We start from the raw sequence: 21,648 nt of genomic DNA, 5'->3' as shown, positions 1-21,648 counted from the left end.
CACCCGCGGGCCCGTGGAACCCCGCCCACCCGACGCGACAGCCGGGCCAGCATGCTGACCACAGCACGCAATTCGACCTTCAGCCGGACCGTTTAGCCGACCACTCCTTGATCACGAAAGATCGAGGTTAGCGCTGTAATCCCCCAGGCAGGTTGGGAGATGAGTGTCCCGTTTTCGGGGACATTGCCGTAAGAACGCTCGGTGCACTTTCCTGCACCGCTCGCGTGCCACTTGGGCGGCACGGGGGGTTTATGTCGCCGAAGACGGCTGTTACAGGAAGCCGTCCAGTGACCGCGTGCCCGCCGGGGCCGTGTCAGCGCCCGCTTTTCGCGGAGGTCCGCGAAGCTGAGGTCGAGCATCTCCAGCAGCCGCCAACAGCTGTCCCGCTGTTCCCCGACCCCGGATCCGTTGCGAGGGACTCCCTTGAGGTTATGGGGAGCAAATGTGCAGTATGGCAAAGCACATAAACTGTGTGCCCTTTGACGTATTGTGCAACGTCTGAGTGCCCTTTGATGGTCACGAACAGCCGATGGAGCTTTTCGTCCTGTGACGGAGACCCATCGGAATTTCCACCACCATCAAAGGATAAGCACCATGCGCACCAAGCACCTGACTCGGCTGGCGCTGCCGGCCATCGCCGCCGCCGCGTTAACCGGCGTCGTCGCCACCCCGAGTTACGCCGCCGCCCCCACGGCATCCGTCGTCAACGGCAACGATGTTCTCTACGTCGGCAGTGACGAGTTCGACGAGATCAAGGTGACCAGCTCGGGACCATTCGTGTTCCTGGAGGCCCTCGGCAGCGGGGTCATCGACAACGGCCCCGGATGCACCCAGGAAACCTTCGTCCGCAACAAGGTAACCTGCCAGGCCACCACGTCGATCGACTTCATCCAGCTGCAGATGAACGGCGGCCCCGACGAAGTGCGAGTGGACACCTCGATCGCCACCCGGATCGAGGGCGGGGCTGGCCGCGACATCTACTTCGGCGCCTCCGCCCGCACCGGTACCAACGTCACCTTCAACGGCGGTGACGACGTCGACACGGCCGACTTCGGATTCAGCACCTCCGGCGTGCTGGTCGACATGGATGGCCAGGCCGACGACGGTCGCCTGAACGTGGACCACGACAACATCGGCACGACCGTGGAAAACCTGCTCGGCAGCGACTTCGACGACTCGCTGCGAGGCAACTCCAACAAGAACTGGATCGTCGGCCGTGAGGGCGCCGATGCGCTGCGCGGCGGCAACAACGACGACGAGATCTGGGCCATGGAGACCGCTGGCACCGATGGTTCCAAGGCCGACAAGCCGGACCTCAGCTGCGGCACCGGCAACGACATCATCCAGGTTGACCTGACGGATCCGCAGGTTTCCGGCGACTGCGAGACCGTTGATCGTCGCTGATCATGCCTCCCTGGTGGAGAACCCTGCCACAGTCCTCCGTGACCCCTGTTGGCGGGACACCGTTGGCGAAGTAAGTGAACGTGATATGGCCCGTTGATCACTGCTGTTATCTGGGGTTGTCATCTGGCGGTTGGCTAAGATCGCGACCATGCGCCTTCCCTTCCGTTTGCGCGGTATGGACGGCACGGTCGCGATCGAGGTCGCGCCCAACGACGACCCAGAGGCCCTGGGCTGCCGCTTGCCTCGCGCAGCGCCTGCCAGGATGTGGCGGACCTGGCGCTCGGAGCCGACGGGCTGCCGCTGGTCGCCACCTTCGACCTGTCCCGCAGGAGAGCCGTCCTGATCGCGTGCGACGTTCCCGACTGCTCCCGGCGTACCTCCTCGGACCTCGGCAGATTCCTCTCACGCGATCCCGGCGTCCTCGATATGACTGTCGGGCGGGATGGGCGGCCGCGAGTGCTCTGGTATTGGAGATGGGTCACGGGATACCCGTACAAAACCAGTTCGTACTTGCTGACCTGCCGCGATGCTCGCTGTGGGTGACAACGGCGAGTCGCGCCACCCTGCAGCCCGGTTCGAGGTCAACGACAAGAAGCCCGAGGGCTGGCTCGAGTACAACGCACGCTGTCTCACCCGCCCAGGTCATACAGTGGTGCCCTGGTCCGGCCGGCACTAGTCTGCCGATCATGCGCATGCTGCACCTCGGGCTGCGGGTCACCGACTTGGAACGCTCGCTCGCCTTCTACACCGCGCTCGGGTACGCCAAGCTCGGAGGTGTCTCCGAGACGGAGTTCGGCAGCCTGACCATGCTCCAGCTGCCCGACGATCCGTTCGTCAGCCTCGAACTCGTGCATGACCCCGCCAGACCGGTCAAGGACGTCGGCGCGGTCAACCACCTCGTCGTCCAGGTGGACGATCTCGATGCCACGATCGCCGATCTCGCGGCCAAGGACGTCACGGCCGAGCCGCCGACGGACCTGGGGCCGGGGATGCGTACGTCGTGGCTGACCGACCCCGACGGCTACAGGATCGAGCTGGTGCAGTGGCCACCCGGCCATCCAGCCGGCCTGACGGCGGCCGATTTCGCCTGACGGGTCGGGCAGAATCGGAATCGGGGCGCCGCGCCTGCGTCGGCGAGCGCCCAGGGCATCTAGCGCGCCTGGCCGCACGTGCTGACCATGGAGGGCGTGCACGGCGGCGAGAAGCGCGCCCTCACCACGCAGCACCTGACGACCGCCCTGCCCTTCACCAGGAACGTCGCCGCCTCCATGGACTACACGCCGATGGCCTTTCACCGGGAGAGCCGGCCCACCTCCGAAGCGCACGAGCTGGGCCTGGCGGTGACGTACGAGTCCGGCCTGCAGGACCTGGCGGGCACCGTCGAGTCCTATCGGGCCAGGCCGGAGGCGGAGCGCTTCCTCGAACAGGTGCCGGCCGCCTGGGACGAGACGCGGCTGCTGTCCGGGCGTCCGGGCGATCATGTGGTGCTGGCCAGGCGCGCCGGCGACCGGTGGTTCGTGGGCGCCGGGGTGTCCGGCGCGGCGCGCACGCTCGACGTCCCGCTGACCATGCTGCCGGGGCCGGTGGCTGGTCGAGGTGGTACGCGACGGCCCGGCCGGGCTGGTACGCGAAAGCCACCTGGTCGACGGGCCCCGTGGTCGCCTCTCCGCGCCGGTGCCGGCCGAGGGCGGTTACGCGGCGATCGCCTGCCGCCGGCGACCGGGGATCACGACGTGCGACCGCTGGACCTCCGGCCCGACTACACCTCCGGTGTATTAGGTACGACCGAATGAACCGACGGTTACTGGCAGGCTCCATCATCACGCTCCTCGGCGCGGCGCTCAGATGGTCGACGTGCGGGTCTGGTCGTTGCCTCGGGCCGGTTCGGTCTGGTCGAGGTTGGCGGCCCAGCTGGCGAGGAGGGTGAGCGCGTCGTGGGCTGCGGTGCCGGGTTCGGCGCTGAAGGCGGTGAGGGTCAGGCCGGGGTCGGCGGGCAGGGGCATGGCTTCGAAGGGGAGGCTGAGGTGGCCGACGACGGGGTGGTGGAAGTTCTTGACGCCGGTGTGGTGCAGGCGGACGTTGTGCGCGGCCCACAGGGTGCGGAATTCTTCGCTGCGGGTGGCGAGTTCGCCGATCAGGTCGGTCAGGGCGCGGTCGTAGGGGTCGCGGCCGGCTTCGGTGCGCAGCAGGGCCACGGTGGTGTGGGCGGATTCGTCCCAGTCGGGGAAGAAGTCTTGGGCCCGGGGGTTGAGGAAGCGGAAGCGGGCGAGGTTGACGGGCCGGACCGGGTCGTCGAAGACGGGCGCGTACAGTGCCCGGCCGAGCCGGTTGGCGGCGATGATGTCCAGGCGTCCGTTGCGGACGTAGGCGGCCGTGTCGGTCATCGAGTCCAGCAGGAGCTGGATGCCGGGCCGGATCTGCTGCTCGGCGGGGCGGCGGCGGGTGCGGGGGCCGGCGTTGGCGGTTCTGGCCAGGTCGAACAGGTGGGCGCGTTCGGCTTCGTCCAGCTTCAGCGCGCCGGCCAGGGATTCCAGGACGCTTTCTGAGACGCCGCTGAGGTTGCCTCGTTCCAGGCGGGCGTAGTACTCGGCGCTGACGCCGGCGAGCATGGCGACCTCTTCACGGCGCAGCCCTGGCACCCGCCGGTGGCCGCCGTAGGCGGGCAGCCCGGCCTGCTGCGGGGTGATCTTGGCTCGCCGCGAGATCAGGAACTCGCGGACCTCACTGCGGTTTTCCATGTCTTCCCAGGGTAGGCCCGGTTTTGGTGCCGTGGGGTGTTCTGTCAGTACATGGAACAGCAGGAACTGTCTGGCGTCGTCTCATCAGCGGTTTGCTGGCTGATGCCGGGGTTGTGCGTGCCGCCCGCCGCCTCCCCGAGCCTGCGACAAGCACAGCGAAAGGCAGAGACGATGACGCAGAACACGAGGAGTCCGAAGCCCGCGGGCGACCGGAGCGGGCTCGGCGACTTCGCGCCGAAGCTGGCCGAGCTGACGGAAACGGTGCTGTTCGGGGACGTGTGGGAGCGGCCAGAGCTGTCGCCGCGCGACCGCAGCCTGGTCACCGTCACCACCCTGGCCGCGCTGTACCGCACCGAGCAGCTGGACTTCCACCTGCGCAAGGCGCTGGAGAACGGGCTGAGCAAGGACGAACTGGTCGAGGCCCTCACCCATCTGGCCTTCTACGCCGGCTGGCCCACCGCGATGAGCGCGGTCACCCAGCTGAAGACCATCGTCGAGGAAGCAAGGGCTGCTTGACGGCAGCGGTCCCGCCCCGATGGGCCACGAGTACGTCGGCAGCGGCGATTGACCAACGAAGGAGATGACCATGGACAAGCGAACTCTCGGGCGTGGCCTCGAGGTCTCGGCGATCGGTCTCGGCTGCATGGGCATGAGCCAGAGCTACGGCCCCAACCCGGGCAGCCGGCAGGAAATGATCATGCTGATCCGGGCGGCGGTGGAGCGGGGCGTCACGTTCTTCGACACCGCCGAGGTCTACGGGCCGTTCCGCAACGAGCAACTGGTCGGCGAAGCCCTCGCCCCCGTCCGCGATCAGGTCGTGATCGCCACCAAGTTCGGATTCGCCTTCGACGCCGAGGGCCGCCGGAGCGGGCTGTCCAGCCGGCCCGAGCACGTCCGGCAGGCCGTCGACGGCTCGCTCCAGCGGCTCGGCGTCGACGTGATCGACCTGTACTACCAGCACCGCGTCGACCCGCAGGTGCCGATCGAGGACGTCGCCGGAGCGGTCAAAGAGCTCATCCAGCAAGGCAAGGTCCGGCACTTCGGCATGTCCGAGGCGGCCGCCGCCACCATCCGCCGCGCCCACGCCGTCCAGCCCGTGACCGCCGTGCAGAGCGAGTACTCCCTGTGGTGGCGCAAGCCCGAGCAGGAGGTCCTGCCTGCCCTGGCGGAGCTCGGCATCGGGTTCGTCCCCTACAGCCCGCTCGGCAAGGGATTCCTCACCGGCACCGTCGATGAAGCCACCAGCTTCGACAGCGCCGACATCCGTATGAGCATCCCACGCTTCACCCCCGAGGCGAGGAAGGCCAACCAGGCACTGGTCGACCTCCTGGCCGCCATCGCCCGGCGCAAGGGCGCCACCCCCGCCCAGATCGCCCTGGCCTGGCTGCTGGCCCAGCACCCCTGGATCGTCCCCATCCCCGGCACCCGCCGGCTGGAACGCCTGGCAGAGAACATCGCCGCCGCCCACGTCGAGCTCACCACCGACGACCTCGAACACATCGACACCGCCGCCGCCGAGATCGACATCCAGGGCGGCCGCTACCCCGAACACCTCGAACGCATGACCGGCCTGTGACCTGCCGCCGGCACCGCGACACCACCAGGAAGGACGTTCGTCATGGCTTCATGGACCAGCGACGAGCTCGCCCGTATCGGCACCGAGGACGAGCTGCGCATCGCGCCCGTCCGCGACGACGGCACGCCGCGCACACCCGTGCCCATCTGGGTCGTCCGTGACGGCGACAACCTCTACATCCGCTCCTACCGAGGCGGCGACGGCGCCTGGTACCGGGCCGCCCGAGCCAGCCACCACGCCCACATCACCGCCGGCGGCGTCGACAAGGGCGTCGCCCTGGCCGAGGAGAACGATCCCAGCATCAACGACCGGATCGACGCGGCCTACCGCACCAAGTACGGCCGCTACGGCGGCACCTACGTCACTCCCATGGTCGCCGCCCAGGCCCGAGCCACCACGCTCAAGCTCGTACCGCGCCCGTGAAAGGGGACACCGCCCGGACGCCGCGACGCACACCCTCGGCGGGGACGCGGTCGCGGTCCTAAAGGCCTCTGCGTAATGCCCATTCGACGCCCGGGCAACGATCCATGACGACGTCGAGGCCGGCGTCCGCAGCACGCTGAGCCGCGGCCTCGTCGATGACGCCGAGCGGGAGCCAGACCGCCCCGGCACCGATCGCGATCGCTTCGTCAACCGACTCCCCCGCAAGCTCGGAACGCCGGTAGACGGCGAACACGTCCACCTTCTCCGGGACCTCGGCAAGCGACGAGTATCCGGTCTCGCCCAGCACGGTCTCGGCGGCAGGATGAACGGGGATGATCCGCTTGCCTCTCGCCTGGAGCAGCCGTGCCTGATCGTAGGCCGTACGCTCCGGGTTGTCGCTCAGCCCCACGAAGGCCCAGGTCTGTGCCTCGTGAAGCAGCCGCTTGATGACATCGTCGTCGGCGAAACGCTTCTCCATGCTGGCGGCAACACAGCCGGCGCGCCGGAACTTCCGCGGCCGCGCCAACTGTCTCATCATCGGCTGTGGACTCGGTACCATGCCTCCGGGAACCGCTCGTTCACGAGGGCGAAAAGGATCACACCATGGCCAGGTAGGCAGCGAGTTCGTCGGCCGATGAAGTGGAGATCCCGACGTACCCGTCCGGCCGGACGAGTGTGTGCAGTTCGCCGCCGTACGGCTCGGCCGGCTTGTACGCGCGGACCTCGGGCCCACCCGCGACGCGAGGGGCGGGGTCGGGTGACAGCAGCGTGAAGTGCGGGCCCCGCAGCAGGTCGAACATGCGTGCCCACGTCCCGTCGGCCAGCCGGAGCCGGCCGTCGGGCACCCGCTCGCCACCGCACCGGGCCAGCGAGCCGCCCCGGTAGCTCAGTGAGAGCTGGTAGGTCTCCTCGTCGCGCTTGTAGGACTTCTTGTCGTGCAGGTCCGCGCTCAGGCCGAGTACCCGGGCGGCGACGGGCCTGCGCTCCTCCTCGTACGTGTCCAGCAGCGCTTCCGGCGCGCCTGCGAGCACTCGCGCAAGCTTCCAGCCCAGGTTGTAGGCGTCCTGCACGCCGGTGTTGAGCCCCTGCCCGCCCTCTGGCGGGTGCACGTGGACGGCGTCCCCGGCCAGGAAGACGCGGCCGGAGCGGTAACGGTCGGCGAGGCGGATGTTGACCCGGTAGAGAGAGGACCACAGCAGTTCGGTCAGGCGCACCCCGCGCCGCATCGACCGTTCTGCGAAGATCTGCTGATACCAGGACAGCGTCTGCTCCGGCACGACGCCCGGCTTCAGCGAGGCGAGCAGCTGGAAGGTGTCGGTGCCGGCCATGGGGTACAGCGCCACCATCCCTTTGCCCGGCCGCACCCAGACGTGGATGTGGTCCCGGCCGAGCCCCTCGACCCGTACGTCGCCCAGGGCCATCCGCTCCTCCTCGCGCGTCTGGCCGGTGAAGCCGATGCCGAGGGCCTTACGCACCGGGCTCCTGCCGCCGTCCGCCGCCACCAGGTAACGCACCCGCAGGATCTCCCCCGTGCCCAGCCTGGCGGTCACCCGGTACGCGTCCTGCTCGAAGCCGGTCAGCGCAGTGCCTTGCTCCACCTTCCCACCCAGTTCGGCCAGACACTCGCGCAGCACGGACTCGGTTCGCCACTGCGGGTGCATCATGACCATCGGGTACGGCACCGCGTCCGTGGGCGGGGTGCGCTTGTGCATGCGGGCCTGCCACACGGGCACCCTGCCCATCCAGACCCGCAGCGGCGGGTAGGGCGTCGCGCCCGCCAGGACCCGGCCTATCACCCCGAGGTCGTCGAAGACCTCCTGCGTACGGGGCTGCAGCCCCTTGCCCTTGGAGCCGCCGGCAGGCACAGCCGCCTGGTCCACGATGCGGCAGGCGACGCCCCGGCGGGCCAGATCCACGGCGAGGGTGAGCCCGGTCGGGCCGGCACCGACGATGAGTACCTCTGTCTTCTCGTTCATGGCCCGACCGTGCCAGGCCGCGCTGCCGGATCGCTGTCAGCATCTGCCGGGCGCTGTCATCCCGATACATGAACGGATCGTCTTGTCGGCCGCCACACACAGGTCGACGATGGCGTCCGCGCCGGAACGCGGCTGACTTCCCCGGTTGGCGAGAGAAGCTGGCGACATGCCGGAAGTTCGCACCACCCGCACCGGTCGTCGCCGCTCAATCAACGGTCTGTGCCAGCGCTGACTCCGAGGCCGGCCCTGCGTGGGCGCTGTCCGCCCTGCTCAGCTGGGTGGCATACTGGAAGATACGCAGCATACTGCCGATGGCGTCCAGGACGACCGCTACCTGCGGAAGGCGATCCCAGGTTGGTTCGTCTGTCTGTGGCGCATCAGTACGGCGGGGGCGAGATGACTGAGGCTTCCGGAGCGACTACGCAAGGCGAGCGCGTGAATGCGCCCAGTTGGGTGGACGAGGTCGAGCTTCGTCGGCTGCTCGCCGGGCTTACCGCGGTCCGGGATGGCGATTTCGGCGCCCGGATTCCCGAGGACGGCGACAAACTGCTCGGCGAGATCGCCACGGTCTTCAATGACATGCTTGACCAGCTGTCGCGGGTCACCTCCGAGGTGACACGGGTGGCCCGGGAGGTGGGCAGCCACGGCAAGCTCGGCGGCCAGGCGCAGGTGCCGGACGTGTCAGGATCCTGGAAGGACCTGACCGAGTCGGTGAACGCCATGGCCGGGAACCTCACCGGCCAGGTCCGCAACATCGCCCAGGTCGCCACCGCCGTTGCCAGGGGTGACCTGTCGCAGAAGATCACGGTGGACGCCCACGGTGAGATCCTGGAGCTGAAGGAGACCATCAACACGATGGTCGACCAGCTTTCCGCCTTCGCCGACGAGGTCACCCGCGTCGCCCGCGAGGTCGGCACTGACGGCCGCCTGGGCGGTCAAGCCGACGTCAAGGACGTCTCCGGCACTTGGCGGGACCTGACGGAGTCGGTCAATGTCATGGCCGACAACCTCACCGCGCAGGTCCGCAACATCGCCCAGGTCACCACGGCGGTCGCCAAGGGCGACCTGTCGCAGAAGATCCGTGTGGACGCTCGCGGCGAGATCCTGGAGCTGAAGGAGACCATCAACACGATGGTCGACCAGCTTTCCGCCTTCGCCGACGAGGTCACCCGCGTCGCCCGGGAGGTCGGCACCGAAGGTAACCTCGGAGGCCAGGCGAGGGTCCGCGGTGTGTCGGGTACGTGGAAGGACCTCACCGACAACGTCAACGTCATGGCGTCCAACCTCACCAGCCAGGTCCGTTCCATCGCTCAGGTGGCCAACGCCGTCGCCAGGGGCGACCTGTCTCAGAAGATCGTCGTCGAGGCCAAGGGCGAGGTCGCCGCTCTCGCCGGGGTCATCAACACGATGGTCGACACCCTGTCCGCGTTCGCCGACGAGGTGACCAGGGTGGCCTGCGAGGTGGGCACGGACGGCATCCTCGGTGGCCAGGCCCGGGTGCCGCATGTGGCGGGCACCTGGAAGGACCTCACAACAAGCGTCAACTTGATGGCGAACAACCTCACCGGCCAGGTCCGCAACATCGCCCAGGTCACCACGGCGGTCGCCCAGGGCGACCTCACCAAGAAGATCGACGTCGATGCGCGCGGCGAGATCCTCGAGCTCAAGACGACGATCAATACGATGGTCGACCAGCTGTCGGCCTTCGCCGCCGAGGTGACCCGCGTGGCCCGAGAGGTCGGCAGCGAAGGCAGACTGGGCGGCCAGGCTGAGGTCGAGGGCGTCTCGGGCACCTGGAAACGGCTCACCGAGAACGTCAACGAGCTGGCCGGCAACCTCACTCGCCAAGTGCGGGCTATCGCAGAGGTCACCAGCGCCGTCACCTCCGGTGACCTCACCCGCTCGATCAGCGTCGATGCCTCCGGAGAGGTTGCCGAGCTGAAGGACAACATCAACTCCATGGTGAAGTCGCTGAGGGAGACGACCCGGGCCAACCAGGAGCAGGACTGGCTCAAGACCAACCTGGCCCGTATATCCGGGCGCATGCAGGGCAGCCGCGATCTCGGCGCCGTGGCCAGGCTCATATTGGACGAGTTGGTGCCGCTGGTCTCCGCACAGTACGGCGCCTTCTTCCTCGCTGAAGACACCTCCAAGGGAACCCAGCTTCGCCTGATCGACTCCTATGGGCGCCCCGCGCAGTCCGATCGCCCCACCCGCTTCCGGCTCGGCCAGTCCCTGGTGGGCCAGGCCGCCCACAGCCGCCGCACCATAGCCGTGGACGATATCCCCGCCGACTACGTCACCATCTCTTCCGGCCTCGGCAGCGCCACACCGGCCAGCCTGATCGTGCTTCCCATCGTGGCCGAGGAACAGGTGCTCGGCGTCATCGAGCTGGCCTCGATCCACCGCTTCACCCAGGTCCACCGGGACTTCCTGGACCAGCTGATGGAGACCATAGGCGTCAGTGCCAACACGATCATCGCCAATGCCCGCACGGACGAGCTGTTGGGAGAGTCCCAGCGCCTGGCAGGCGAACTGCAAGCCCGCTCGGGGGAGCTCCAGGTCCGTCAGGAGGAACTGCAGCGCTCCAACGCCGAACTGGAGGAGAAAGCCACACTGCTGGCCAGCCAGAAACGCGACATCGAGACCAAGAACCTGGAGATCGAGCAGGCCCGCCAGGAGCTGGAGGCACGAGCCCAGCAGCTGACCCGTGCCTCGAAGTACAAGTCGGAGTTCCTGGCCAACATGAGCCATGAGCTGCGCACCCCGCTCAACTCCCTGCTCATCCTTGCTCAGCTTCTTGCCCAAAACCCCACGGGCAACCTCACTCCCAAGCAGGTGGAGTACGCCGGAGTCATCTATTCCGCCGGCTCCGACCTGCTCCAGCTGATCAATGACATCCTTGACCTTTCAAAGGTCGAGGCGGGGAAGATGGACATCAATCCCGAGCGTTTCCGGCTCCGCCACCTCCTTGACGATCTGGAGGCGGCCTTCCGTCCTCTGACTTCGCAGAAGGGGCTGGAATTCCGGGTCGTCATGGCGTCGGGTGTCCCTTCCGAACTGGTCACCGACGAGTCCCGGCTACGCCAGGTGCTCCGCAACCTGCTCTCCAACGCTGTGAAATTCACCGAGACAGGACATGTCGAGCTGCGGATAGAAACCGTTGACACGGCGGACGCCGCCCTGCCCGGCTCTGTCCGCAGCAGTGGCTCCGCCCTGGCCTGCCAGGTCAGCGACACCGGCGTCGGCATTCCCGAACAGCAGCTGGAGAGCATCTTCGGAGCCTTTCAGCAGGCCGATGGCACCACCAGCCGCAAATACGGAGGAACTGGCCTGGGCCTGTCCATCTGCCGTGAGATCGCCTACCTGCTGAGTGGCTCCATCCACGCTCGGAGCAGGCTCGGCGAGGGCAGTTGCTTCACCCTGTACCTGCCGGTCGTCCACCCGGCCGTGCAGCACACCGCTGCAGAACCGGCCGACTCCGAGTTCCCGGTGCCAGCCCTGACCGGCTCCGAGCCCCTCGAGCACCTCGGCGACAGGCCGGGCGGCTACGGGGCTATCAGCGAGATCGGCCTCGCCGTCGACACCTACGGCAGCCGACCCGCGCAGCATCGCTTGCTGGTTGTCGAGGCCCGTCCTCAGGGGTTGCTGTCCCGGCTAGCCGAAACCGCTGTCGCCGATCTGGCAGAGACCTGCTGCCCTGTGCAAGTGGATACCGCCACCGATCCTGGGCAGGCGGCAGCCGCGCTGGCCAGCCGGCCCCACCACGGCGTGGTACTGGACGTCGACCTGCCAGGCGATGATGCGGGCGAGCTCCTGCGCGTCCTCGACGCCGACCCGGGCCCGCGCAGGGTCCCCGTTCTGGTCTACTGCGGCCACCGGCAGGCTCCCGTCGAAGAACAGCGGCTCCGGGCCTGCGCCGGCACTCAGCCACTCGAAGTGCTGACCAGCCTGGATGAGCTGCGCGAACGCATCGCATTTCACCTCGCCGTCGAGCACCCCGGCGAGGCGAGGCCCCCGATCCACGCCAGCGAAAGTGAGCTGGAGCCGGTATCCGAGGGGGCCGACCGGCTGGCCGGCCGGACTGTGCTGATCATTGACGACGACGCCCGCAACGTGTTCGCCCTCACCGGCATGCTTGAGTTGCACGGCATGCGCGTCCTGCACGCGGAGAACGGCCGTAGAGGCCTCCAAGCGCTGGCCGGACACCCTGACATCGACCTGATCCTGATGGATGTGATGATGCCGGAGATGGATGGACATGCCGCCACCGCGGCGATCCGTGAGATGCCTGGGCGCGCCCATCTGCCGATCATCGCCGTCACCGCCAAGGCCATGCGCGGAGACCGGGAGAGATGCCTGGCCGCCGGAGCCGATGACTATGTGACCAAGCCCGTCGACGCGGATGAACTGGTCAGCCGCCTGCACCACTGGCTGAACCTATGATGTGCTGGACAGGGGTACCGAGTGAGCGATCGCGCTCCCTCATGTACCCGGACCGAGGGGCGCCCCATGGCGGAGCAGCGTGAGCCCGCAAAGGGACAGGTTCCTGCCAGGCCCGCAGCACCTGCGGCAGGACCTCCTGCGGCTGCGTCCCTTTCGCCGTACAACGAGGCCGGAGCGGAAGTTCTCGCGGCCACCGTCGAGCGGCTGAGTGCGGAGATCCACGCTCTACGGCAGGACACCGAGGTGCGGGCCCTCGTGGAAGTCGCGAAGGGCGTCCTGGTGGCGTGGTTGAAGTGCGGGCCGTCCGAGGCCGCACGGCAACTGCAGCGACTTTCCATCAAGTCCCAGCTCCCGCTACCCGAACTGGCCGCCGACATCGTCAACCAGGCCGCCTGCGACACCATCACCCATGCGGTCGCAGGAGCCCGCACAGCGGAGTCGCCCGGTACCGGCCAGGAGCCTGCGGAGGCCACAGCACAGTCCGGGACCTCCTCCCTTCGGCTACGTACCGCCGAGGCCGCTGCAATGCTGGCCGGCGACGACACCCAGACGCTCGCCGGCGCCGTGCTTGACCGCGGGTTGAGCCCGCTGGGCGCCGCCGCCGCCGCGGTCTGGGCGGCCGCCCCCGACGGGTCCCTCACCCTGGCGGGAGAGGCGGGTTTCGGCCCCGCTGAAGCGGCCCGCTGGCGCTATGTTCCACCAGAGGTCGGCGCCCCCGCCCAGCGGGCTGTCGCCGAGGACCGCACGCTGTGGATTTCCGAGACCGGCGACGCGCCACCGCCGACCATCGGCCGGGGCCGCGGCGGCACGTGGGCGATCCTGCCTGCCCATGTCGGTGGCCGGCGTGTGGGTGCCCTGGAGATCCACTGGCCCGTTGACGGTCCCTGCGTCTCTCCCACGCCCGCCCTACTCCGGGAGCTCGACGCGCTGGCACAGCTGTGCGCGCTCTCCCTCGCCAACCACAGCGCCGAAACCCACGCTCCAACCGGCGAACCCGCCGTCTGGCTCACCGGCCTGGTCGACGGCCTGCTGGACTCCGCTGCCTTGCTCCGGCCGCTACGCGACCGCGACGACCGGATAACCGATTTCCTGATCGAACACACCAACGAACGGTTCACCGATCCAGCCGGCCGGCCTCGGGGATCCCTGACCGGCCGGCCGCTCCTGGAGGTCTATCCGCTGTTCGCCGTGGAGGGCAGCCTGTTCGAACAGATCCAGCGGGTTCACACCACGGGGATCGCGCTGCGGAACGAGACGATGGTGCTCAGGTTTCCCGCCGAACCGGCCTCACGGGCCGTGCTGGCAAGCGTCGGGCTGGGCCGCTTCGGCGACGCGATCCTGCTCACCTGGCGGCTTCAGGAAGGCGACGTCCGACTGGCTGACCTGCTCCAGCACGTCCAACGGCTCAGCCTCATCGGCGGCTTCGAGGAGAACCTGACCACCGGCAAGATCACCTGGACACAGCAGCTCCACGCCCTGTTCGGTCTGCCAGGCGGCACGGAGCCGGTTCCGCTGCATCACCTCGGCAGACACACGCACCCCGATGATGCCTGTACCGTTGGCCGCTTCCTGCGTACTCTCCTGCACAATCGGGAGGAGAGTACGGTCACCTTCCGTCTGTCGCGCCCCGACGGAGTGGTCCGCCATCTGCGACTCGTCGCCGAGCCCGTCTGCGACGCCTCCGGATTCCTGGTCGCGGTGCGCGGCGCCTACCAGGACATCTCCTCCCATCGCTGGACCGAGGTCGCGCTGGCGGCGACCCGGGACCGACTACTGGGGGCAGAGCAGGAGGCGGCTGGCCGCCACCGCCTCGCCCGACAGCTACAACGGGCGATCATGCCTGCGGCCGACCAGCCAGTGCACAAGGCAGGACTGCGGGTCGCCGTGCGCTATCGCCCAGCCGATGAGGACCAGCGGGTCGGCGGAGATTGGTACGACGCGGTGCTGCTGCCCGGCGACCGGGTCCTGCTCACCGTCGGCGACGTCGCCGGGCACGGCGTCAGCGCCGCCACCGGGATGGTGGTCCTGCGGAATGCTCTGCGCGGCCTGGCCATAACCGGCGCGGGGCCGGGGCGGCTGCTCTCCTGGCTGAACAGGCTTGCCCACGACCTTACCGAGCAGGTCACCGCGACCGTCATCTGCGGCCTTTTCGATCCCACCACCCGCACCCTGACCTGGTCCCGAGCAGGTCACCTGCCACCTTTGCTGGTTCGCCAAGGGACGGCCGCGCTGCTGCCGCTACCGGAAGGGCTGATGCTGGGCGTGGTCGACAACGCCTCCTATGAGGAGTGCCAGCTCAAAATGGAGCCGCAGGACACCCTGCTGATGTACACCGACGGCCTGATCGAAGGCCGTGGCAGCAACGTCCGGCACGCCCTCGACCGGCTCCTCGCCGCCGCTGCCGGCCAGGTCGACGACCTCGACGACTATTTGGACCATCTGCTCTCCCAAGACATCGCCGATACCGACGACGACATCTGCCTGATCGGCATCGAGCCCAGCTGACCGATGCCGTAACGGCCCCCACTCATGGGGATTGGATGCGCTCCGAAACGCCCCGGGCGGTTCACCTCGGCGGGAAACGCGGCGTGGGCCCGCCGAAGTCGAGCATGGTCAACACCTGGCACAGCCGGGCGGCCCGCCAGGCGAACAGGGCGAGTTCGTCGGTCGAGGACTGGCAGTTGACGCTGGCGAACGCCGTCAGGGCGGCCTTGCCGATGCCGGCCGGTCCAGTCACAGGCGCCGAGCAGCAGGGCTGAAGCGTTTCCCGATTGGCGGGACGCACACGGCCTGAAACGGCCGGTTGCCGCCCTCCCTGCCGGCACCTTCGACGCCGAACTCCTGCCGGTCGAACGCGCCGACGGCGTCACGGTGACGGCCGACGAATGCATCCGCGAGAACACCAGCGGGCCGAACCCCGGCAGGGGGGCGGACCCTTCGCTGCCTTGCTGGGTGCCCCCGCACGACGACGGTCGGCGCGACCGCGGGTCACTGACGGCACCCCTCTTGCTGACCTCGGATTGGCGGCGAGCCCGCAGCCACCGTCGCAGACGATCTACGCCCATAAGATAACGAAACGGTCTCGGTCTGCTGTATGAGGTTGGTCTTCAGCGGCGAAGGGCAGGCCACGAAGTTTCCCCCCGGCCAGAAACCCACCGATTCATCGGAGGTTGACATGGCACAAGCACGACTCGGCGCGGCTGCCCTGACCATCGCCGCTCTCCTGAGCCCACTGCTCGCGACCGCGTCGGCGAACGCCGCTCCAAGCGAGCGGCCCGCCGGACCCGTCGCCACCAGCGCAGCGAGCTCTCAGTCGGCTGCGCCGCGTTGGACGCGCAAGGACAGGTTCGACACCGGCTACCACCCGCAGTGCCGTGGTTGGGAGCGCCACATACCGCCGTACCGGAGCGGTGGTTACATCAAGTCGAGCAGGGAACTCCACTGCAACAGGGGCGGATGGGGCCGCAACATGGCGATCAAGACCACGCTGCAGCAGTATCGGGGTCTAGGCTACTGGCGCACAAAGGCCACACGACACGCAAACGACAACAACGCGACACCAGCCTTCACCATCAAGCAAGACGTGCGCTGGAAGTGCTCGGGCGGCAGCCAGCTCTACCGCAACCAGACAAGGTTGCTGGTGTTCTCGGTCCTTCGCGGAAAGCAGTCGCTCACGTTCCACGACAGTGACCATTACCGGCGCATCAGATGTTGATTCCGATCGTGGATCGACAGGGGCCCTGCCTGCGATAGCGGGCAGGGCCCGCCGTTCTTATCTGCGGGGAGATGCAAAGTGTCGTCACAACGACGAAAGCTATTTACGGCGGCGGCAATCCTCGTCGTGGTTCTGGGGGGTGCGGCCTGGATACAGCTGGACTCCCAGAACGCCGCAGCATACACGCTGTCGAAACAGCGCTACATCGCCTCGGTGGAGGCCGCCTGTCGAGCCGCCGGAGCCGAGAGTTGGACGGCAGCGCCGACATCACCGCAGGATGAAGTGGCTGAATTGAAGCACGCTGCCCATGTCATGTCCACGACAGTCGCCCAGGTGGCGGCCGTACCACCACCCAAGACAGACGCCAAGCGAGTCCAGCAGGAGTTCATTCTCCCCTTACAAACCCAGGCTGACCGGTTGAGGAGGCTGGCTCGGAGCGCCGACCAAGCCGTCCAGGCGGAAGACGAGAAGACGGCATTGGCACTCGTCGAGCAATCCTTGAGCAGCACCTGGGCGGACGATAAGGCTCGGTCTTTTGCCGCCGATTACGGGATCGCGGCCTGCGCCGGTCCGGAGTAGACCTGCCGGGCAACCAACCGTTCCATGAACTGCGCTTGGACGTACATTGCGGTATCTGGCTCCACTGCAACCGTCATGTGATCAATCGAGGGAGCAGGTTGCTGGCGAGGTCACGTCATAGGGAGGTGGTTATTCTGATGGCCAAGCTTGAACCGCCCCCGGAGAAACCCGCATCGCGGCGACGTCGAAATCATCGGCGGGTCCATTGATGAGAACGGCTTCTATGGCGCGGTCCTGGTGCAGCGGTCCCGCGTGTGGATCACTGCGGGCGAGCACCGCTGGTGCGGCGCGCTGGCCCGTGGTCTGGCCGCGGTGCCGGTGTGCTGATCGACGTCGACTACTGCTGCCCCGCTGCGGCCATGGCTGTCGGGGCGAACAGGGGACGGCAAGCCGCCCTACCGGGTCCCGTCGATGACGGCACGAGGCGGCCTGAAGGTGCACCGACTCGGCGGCAGAGAACTCGTCCTCGAACCCCATGTGTGTCGGGCCTGAAGGTCTTTCGTCCCTTCGAAACCAGGCGTTCGCCCCTGGCGGGTGTGCAGGCGCCAGGTGAAGAGTGGACAAGATCAAGGGGTGTGCAGGAGGTTCCCATGGTGGCGAGCAAGCAGTGGACCGTGCAGATCTATCTCGCCGAAGAAGGCGATGAAACATCGGCCCGAGCTGTCCTGATCACCAGGGGTGGTGGGCGTGTGGACGGTCTAGGGCGCAGGCGCCGAACCCCGGCCGATGCCTGGGTGCCCGAGATAGGCGACGAACTGGCGGCCTCTCGCGCCCTGGCCGACCTGGCCGACAAGGTGGCGGCCATCGCCAGACAGGACCAAGCGAAATCGCCACCGTCCCGGCTGGATCATGGATGAGATTTGTGTGATCCGCCCTGGTCAACCACCACTCCAGGTGACGTTGGACATGACCAGGTGGGACCTTCGGCCCTACCGTGACCATCGGTGTCCCCAGCAGCATGAACTGATTCGGTGAAGAGCCCCGGCTCTTCAGCGAGACTCGATTGGAGGCGAAGGTGGACATGAAGCTTGCCCGGCTGGGCCCGCGCGGGCATCCCTTTGTGCTTTCCACGCGTGTGGAGAACGGCACAGCGCAGATCACGGTCTCCGGAGAGATCGACATCGCGACGGCATCGACGTTGGAAGAGCTGCTCATCGGCACGATGGCCGGATCGGGTACGGCCACCGAGGTCGACCTGGCCAACGTGTCCTTCATGGACGCATCTGGCCTCACCGCCCTCATCCGGGCCGACAACAAGGCCCGGGACGCCGGCGGACGACTGCACCTCTCGCACGTCCCTGAACGTGTCTCCCGCCTCCTGAAGATCTCTCACTTGGATCGCCGCTTCTCCGTACGCACCTGATCACATGCCGGTGGGCCCAGCGAGACGCGGGTGGGGGACCTGGCGGCCACGTGCGGCCGAAGCACCTTTCGTTCCTGGGTGCGTCACCGTTCAGCCGGTAGTGGCAAAAGAGCCACCCAGAAATGCGAAAGCTTTCGGGAACGCCCCATTGTGGCCTGCCGAGCTGCCCTGCGATCTGCCAAGAGTGGGATATGTGAACGAGACATTGGGCGTGGTCATCGGCTACGACGGCACCGACCACTCGATGCAGGCTCTGGACTGGGCAATGGACGAGGCCGAGCTCCGCAACCTCCCCTCACCGTCTGCCACGCGTGGCAGTGGCCGTGAAGAACGGCGCGGTGGTGGGCATGGTCAGCCGCCGCGACCTGATCAAGGTGTTCCTCCGCCCCGACACCGACATCGAGCGCCAGGTACGGGAAGCCGTCCAAGCCGTCCAAGCCGTCCACGACGAGCTCAAGTGGAAGCACGACGACATCGCCGATCTCCCTGTCGTCTGGGGCGGGGCCTGATCTGGATGCGCGAGGCCTCCGTTGTCCGGCGGCGACCGGTTCTGGCCGGATCGGGGCGTAAACCCGACAGCTTCGGGCGTATACGACGTCTGCGATCGGGTGCTGCGGGGGTGGTCGCCGCCGACCGGCAGGCCTGGGTCCTCACCAGAGGATCTCGGACAAGGGCCGGCGCATCGAGCCCTTGTCGTCGAAGGTGACGCCCAGCCGCATGATCATCTGCGGGTATCGGCCCGAGCAGAGCTCCTGCCTCATGAACTCGCGCAGCAACTCCATCTCGAGCGCCTGGGTGTGGAAGGCGGCGCTGACGCCGTACGCCGAGGCGTACAGCAAGACGTGTTGCAGCGCCTGCCCGGCATCGATCCAGTCCTGGCGGCTGTCACCGCGCGTCGTGAGCACCGCCACGACCCCGGTCGCCGCGGAGGCTCTCTGGTCCGTCTGGGTCCCCCAGTCATGCCCCCAGGCGTAATCGCGCTGCGGGAAGTGCGGCTCGGTACGCGCCGCCTCACGGGGATAGCCCTCCGCAGGCACCCCGTCGGTGCGACTACTGCCCGGTGGCCTTGCCCAGCGGATCACCTCGAGGCTGAAGCGCTGGTCCTGGGCCTGCACGCTCTGCGCGGCCTGGGTAAGCGCGGCTATTACGCTGACCGCTTCGGCGGAACGAACGGGCGTCAGCTTGGCCCCCTCATCCGCGGCTGCCATGACCAGCTTCTCGACCAGCGGGTCCGGTACCGGCACATCGGCGAAGCCTGCCCGGTGCGTGCGGCGACGCTCGATCTCGCCGCCCAGAGCACGAATGGATTCCTCCGCCTGTACCTCGGCACCCAGCCGCAGCGTGGCGAGCAACGACGGGCGGTCCGGATCGGGCAGGACGCGCACGACAGGCTCGAAGCCCTCGCAGCTCATCGCCGTACGCATGGTGAACAGGGCCGCACCGCAGCTGATCAGCATCTCCCGGCCCGAGACGTCCTCGACGCGCAGCTTCCTGTCCGGGTCGGCCCGCAGGCATATCTCCTGCTCAGACACCGAGAAGGTCCAAGGCTGCGTGTTGTGCACGGAAGGCGCCCAGCGCGCGGCATCCATCGCGGCGTCCAGCGCATGCTTCACCGAACCAATTGCCATGGCTCTCACCTCCATGGATCCTCACACCTAGTTCATCACCCGGAGGCCACCACGGTCAGGGTCGGAGGTCCCTCTTCCCAGGGACGTCGGCCCCTGTGATGCCGAACATGGGCACGCCGACCGTGAAATGACGCCAGCCGAAGAGTGTCCAGCCGTACTTGAGCACGACGGCCAGGACCACGACCAGGATCCAGATCGTGACGGCCATCACGTCCAGGTCGGCGTCGATGCCCCCGGTCAGCGCCACCTGTACTCGCCTGGGCAGGAACAGGTTGCCGTCGCGGACGTTCACGTGCGTGATCACGACCGGCTCGGCCACCAGCCCCAGGAAGGCGTTCGGGAAGCCGAACAGGTGCGCCTGCCAGGAGCTGCCGACCGTGCCGCAGCTGACGACGCTGTTGATGTTGCAGGACAGCGCGGTGGCGTACGTGGGCGGCAGCCGTCACAGAGGCCCAAAAGGGCGCATCGTCACGTGGCGAGGGCGAGTGTGGTGCTCGCGGCGTGCAGCTCGGCGCTGATCTCGCTGTACGACCGGCCGCCCGTCGCCATCAGCACGTTGTTCCCGATCACTTGGGCGAAGGCGCGGGCTTGTGAGCCCGTCAGAACCGCCTGGCCCTGATAAGCGGCGAGGTCATTGGGCAGCCCATTGTCGGGGAAGCTGATCGCCTGCCCGCGCAGTTCCGTCTTGATCTCGGCGCGCGCCTTGAGTCCCCGCGCGGCCATCATCGGACCTGCCGCCATCATCGCGGCACCGGCGGCGCCCAGCAGGGCCACCGCTGTCGTTCGAACAACGCTCATGTCCTACTCCTTCGTGCGATGTGGCCTCGGGCCCGGGCCGCGGATGTTCATCGAGCCGCTCCCTTGAGCGGGGTGCGCCGCCGGTAGACGACGTAGGGTCGCCACAGGTAGGCGATGGGCGCCGACCAGACGTGGACGAGTCTGGTGAACGGCCAGATCGCGGCGAGCAGCCAGGCCGACATGGCGTGCAGTTGGAAGACCAGCGGAACGTCGGCCATCAGGTCCGGGTCGGGGTGCAGGGTCAGAATTCCGCGGAACCAGACAGCGATGGTGGCGCGGTAGTCGTAGCCGCCGCCGAGCAGGTTCTTGCCCACGGTCGCGGTCATGCCGAGCAGGATCACCGCCGTCAGGACGGCGAAGAAGTGCGTGATAGTGACTTTGCGTGATTTCCAGCGGCAGACGACCTTCGCGCGCCACCAACTGAGCACCGTGAAGACGAGCTCCCGGGTGACATGATGGGTGCACGAAGCGCACTGATCAGCACGCGCTCAACTCCCGTTCCGGAGGTCCTGGTGTTACTGCCTCGCGCGCTGCTGGTTCTAGCTTTGGTCGCACTCGCCCTCGGTCTGGGGGCGGGCTTCGCGCCGCTGTCCGCTCAGGGCGAGAACTGCGGTTCGGCCTTCATCGCCGCCAGCGGCAGCCCGGACGTGGAACCGACCGGCGACGAGATTCGGGCAGTGCCACCGTGCGAGTTCACGCGGTCGATGTTGCGAGTGCCCGCGGTCGTGGCCCTCGTGGCCGGGTTCGGCCTGCTCATCGGCTGGGGGCTGACGCACGGCCGCAAGAAGCCGGAGACGGGGCCCTATCCCGACCAGGAACCATGATCGTCGGCGGCCAGGTTTGCGGCCGACTCTCCGGTGTTAGTGGCGTGCTGAAGATACTGGTGAACTCGGCTATTCAACTGCCGTGAGTTGTAGGTTGGGGGCGAGCTCGATGGTGACCATCCGTGTTCTGCTGTGGCGTATCGGTTCCACGTGCCGCCGCCCTCGTTGAGGAGCCGAG

Annotated in this window: 23 protein-coding genes; 15 read left to right on the top strand and 8 right to left on the bottom strand. The window is 67.7% G+C overall.

What is annotated here, in order from left to right:
* Nucleotides 1-594: 594 nt before the first annotated feature.
* The 3 genes from ABN273_RS48410 (at nt 595) to ABN273_RS59935 (ending at nt 3,197) form a co-directional block, all read left to right on the top strand.
* On the top strand, nt 595-1,404 hold the full coding sequence (locus tag ABN273_RS48410; RefSeq protein WP_349456383.1) for a hypothetical protein: 810 nt from the start codon (nt 595-597) through the stop codon (nt 1,402-1,404).
* A gap of 686 nt (nt 1,405-2,090) precedes the next feature.
* The gene (locus ABN273_RS48405; RefSeq protein ID WP_349456382.1) at nt 2,091-2,495 is read left to right on the top strand and encodes a VOC family protein; all 405 of its coding nucleotides are present in this window, start codon (nt 2,091-2,093) and stop codon (nt 2,493-2,495) included.
* A gap of 87 nt (nt 2,496-2,582) precedes the next feature.
* A complete protein-coding gene (locus ABN273_RS59935; protein ID WP_502911255.1) occupies nt 2,583-3,197 on the top strand; it encodes a glycoside hydrolase family 97 C-terminal domain-containing protein in 615 nt (204 codons plus the stop codon).
* Between the two features lie 48 nt (nt 3,198-3,245).
* Here ABN273_RS59935 and ABN273_RS48390 read toward each other — a convergent pair whose 3' ends face one another.
* Complete coding sequence (locus tag ABN273_RS48390; RefSeq protein WP_349456381.1) at nt 3,246-4,142, bottom strand: helix-turn-helix transcriptional regulator; 897 nt, start codon at nt 4,140-4,142, stop codon at nt 3,246-3,248.
* Between the two features lie 171 nt (nt 4,143-4,313).
* Between ABN273_RS48390 and ABN273_RS48385 the strand changes: the two genes are divergently transcribed.
* The 3 genes from ABN273_RS48385 to ABN273_RS48375 all read left to right on the top strand — a co-directional run bounded on the left by ABN273_RS48385 (nt 4,314) and on the right by ABN273_RS48375 (nt 6,141).
* Nucleotides 4,314-4,658, top strand: coding sequence for a carboxymuconolactone decarboxylase family protein (locus tag ABN273_RS48385; RefSeq protein WP_349456379.1), 345 nt, complete (start codon nt 4,314-4,316; stop codon nt 4,656-4,658).
* 70 nt (nt 4,659-4,728) lie between these two features.
* A complete protein-coding gene (locus ABN273_RS48380; RefSeq protein WP_349456377.1) occupies nt 4,729-5,718 on the top strand; it encodes an aldo/keto reductase in 990 nt (329 codons plus the stop codon).
* Between the two features lie 42 nt (nt 5,719-5,760).
* On the top strand, nt 5,761-6,141 hold the full coding sequence (locus tag ABN273_RS48375; protein WP_349456375.1) for a DUF2255 family protein: 381 nt from the start codon (nt 5,761-5,763) through the stop codon (nt 6,139-6,141).
* Nucleotides 6,142-6,199: 58 nt separating this feature from the next.
* Here the strand turns inward: ABN273_RS48375 and ABN273_RS48370 are convergent, their stop codons facing one another.
* Together ABN273_RS48370 and ABN273_RS48365 are read right to left on the bottom strand one after the other, a co-directional pair.
* A complete protein-coding gene (locus ABN273_RS48370; protein ID WP_349456394.1) occupies nt 6,200-6,619 on the bottom strand; it encodes a CoA-binding protein in 420 nt (139 codons plus the stop codon).
* Between the two features lie 118 nt (nt 6,620-6,737).
* The gene (locus tag ABN273_RS48365; protein WP_349456373.1) at nt 6,738-8,117 is read right to left on the bottom strand and encodes an FAD-dependent monooxygenase; all 1,380 of its coding nucleotides are present in this window, start codon (nt 8,115-8,117) and stop codon (nt 6,738-6,740) included.
* Between the two features lie 219 nt (nt 8,118-8,336).
* Here ABN273_RS48365 and ABN273_RS48360 point away from each other — a divergent pair, with 219 nt between their 5' ends.
* Together ABN273_RS48360 and ABN273_RS48355 are read left to right on the top strand one after the other, a co-directional pair.
* Nucleotides 8,337-12,563, top strand: a complete 4,227-nt coding sequence (locus ABN273_RS48360) for a HAMP domain-containing protein (protein ID WP_502911252.1) — start codon at nt 8,337-8,339, stop codon at nt 12,561-12,563.
* A 66-nt stretch (nt 12,564-12,629) separates the two neighbouring features.
* Nucleotides 12,630-15,068, top strand: coding sequence for a SpoIIE family protein phosphatase (locus tag ABN273_RS48355; RefSeq protein ID WP_349456372.1), 2,439 nt, complete (start codon nt 12,630-12,632; stop codon nt 15,066-15,068).
* Nucleotides 15,069-15,129: 61 nt separating this feature from the next.
* On the opposite strand, the gene ABN273_RS48350 is transcribed toward ABN273_RS48355, so the two are convergent.
* Entirely contained in the window at nt 15,130-15,300 is a 171-nt protein-coding gene (locus tag ABN273_RS48350; RefSeq protein ID WP_349456371.1) for a hypothetical protein, read from the bottom strand.
* 357 nt (nt 15,301-15,657) lie between these two features.
* Here ABN273_RS48350 and ABN273_RS48345 point away from each other — a divergent pair, with 357 nt between their 5' ends.
* From ABN273_RS48345 to ABN273_RS48320, 6 genes are all read left to right on the top strand, one after another.
* The gene (locus ABN273_RS48345; RefSeq protein ID WP_349456370.1) at nt 15,658-16,278 is read left to right on the top strand and encodes a hypothetical protein; all 621 of its coding nucleotides are present in this window, start codon (nt 15,658-15,660) and stop codon (nt 16,276-16,278) included.
* Nucleotides 16,279-16,356: 78 nt separating this feature from the next.
* A complete protein-coding gene (locus ABN273_RS48340) occupies nt 16,357-16,857 on the top strand; it encodes a hypothetical protein (RefSeq protein ID WP_349456369.1) in 501 nt (166 codons plus the stop codon).
* 147 nt (nt 16,858-17,004) lie between these two features.
* Nucleotides 17,005-17,184, top strand: a complete 180-nt coding sequence (locus ABN273_RS48335) for a ParB N-terminal domain-containing protein (protein WP_349456368.1) — start codon at nt 17,005-17,007, stop codon at nt 17,182-17,184.
* A gap of 263 nt (nt 17,185-17,447) precedes the next feature.
* Nucleotides 17,448-17,714, top strand: coding sequence for a dsRBD fold-containing protein (locus ABN273_RS48330; protein WP_349456367.1), 267 nt, complete (start codon nt 17,448-17,450; stop codon nt 17,712-17,714).
* A 146-nt stretch (nt 17,715-17,860) separates the two neighbouring features.
* Nucleotides 17,861-18,220, top strand: a complete 360-nt coding sequence (locus ABN273_RS48325) for an STAS domain-containing protein (RefSeq protein ID WP_349456366.1) — start codon at nt 17,861-17,863, stop codon at nt 18,218-18,220.
* A gap of 311 nt (nt 18,221-18,531) precedes the next feature.
* The gene (locus ABN273_RS48320; RefSeq protein ID WP_349456365.1) at nt 18,532-18,729 is read left to right on the top strand and encodes a hypothetical protein; all 198 of its coding nucleotides are present in this window, start codon (nt 18,532-18,534) and stop codon (nt 18,727-18,729) included.
* Nucleotides 18,730-18,870: 141 nt separating this feature from the next.
* On the opposite strand, the gene ABN273_RS48315 is transcribed toward ABN273_RS48320, so the two are convergent.
* Genes ABN273_RS48315 through ABN273_RS48300 form a run of 4 tightly spaced genes read right to left on the bottom strand, consistent with a single transcriptional unit; the run spans nt 18,871 to nt 21,074 of the window.
* A complete protein-coding gene (locus tag ABN273_RS48315) occupies nt 18,871-19,863 on the bottom strand; it encodes an Acg family FMN-binding oxidoreductase (RefSeq protein ID WP_349456364.1) in 993 nt (330 codons plus the stop codon).
* Nucleotides 19,864-19,903: 40 nt separating this feature from the next.
* Nucleotides 19,904-20,263 carry a vitamin K epoxide reductase family protein gene (locus ABN273_RS48310; RefSeq protein WP_349456392.1) on the bottom strand — a complete coding sequence of 120 codons (360 nt, stop codon included), beginning with the start codon at nt 20,261-20,263 and terminating at the stop codon, nt 19,904-19,906.
* A 53-nt stretch (nt 20,264-20,316) separates the two neighbouring features.
* Nucleotides 20,317-20,646, bottom strand: a complete 330-nt coding sequence (locus ABN273_RS48305; RefSeq protein ID WP_349456363.1) for a hypothetical protein — start codon at nt 20,644-20,646, stop codon at nt 20,317-20,319.
* 47 nt (nt 20,647-20,693) lie between these two features.
* The gene (locus ABN273_RS48300; protein WP_349456362.1) at nt 20,694-21,074 is read right to left on the bottom strand and encodes a respiratory nitrate reductase subunit gamma; all 381 of its coding nucleotides are present in this window, start codon (nt 21,072-21,074) and stop codon (nt 20,694-20,696) included.
* A gap of 84 nt (nt 21,075-21,158) precedes the next feature.
* Here ABN273_RS48300 and ABN273_RS48295 point away from each other — a divergent pair, with 84 nt between their 5' ends.
* Nucleotides 21,159-21,470 (top strand): hypothetical protein, encoded by a 312-nt coding sequence (locus tag ABN273_RS48295; protein WP_349456361.1) that lies wholly within the window; start codon nt 21,159-21,161, stop codon nt 21,468-21,470.
* The last annotated feature ends 178 nt before the right edge of the window (nt 21,471-21,648 follow it).

This window comes from Nonomuraea sp. B19D2 (assembly GCF_040137845.1).
Classification (GTDB): domain Bacteria; phylum Actinomycetota; class Actinomycetes; order Streptosporangiales; family Streptosporangiaceae; genus Nonomuraea.
Note: the sequence above shows the minus strand (reverse complement) of the source record. Positions and strands in the feature narration are given on the sequence as shown.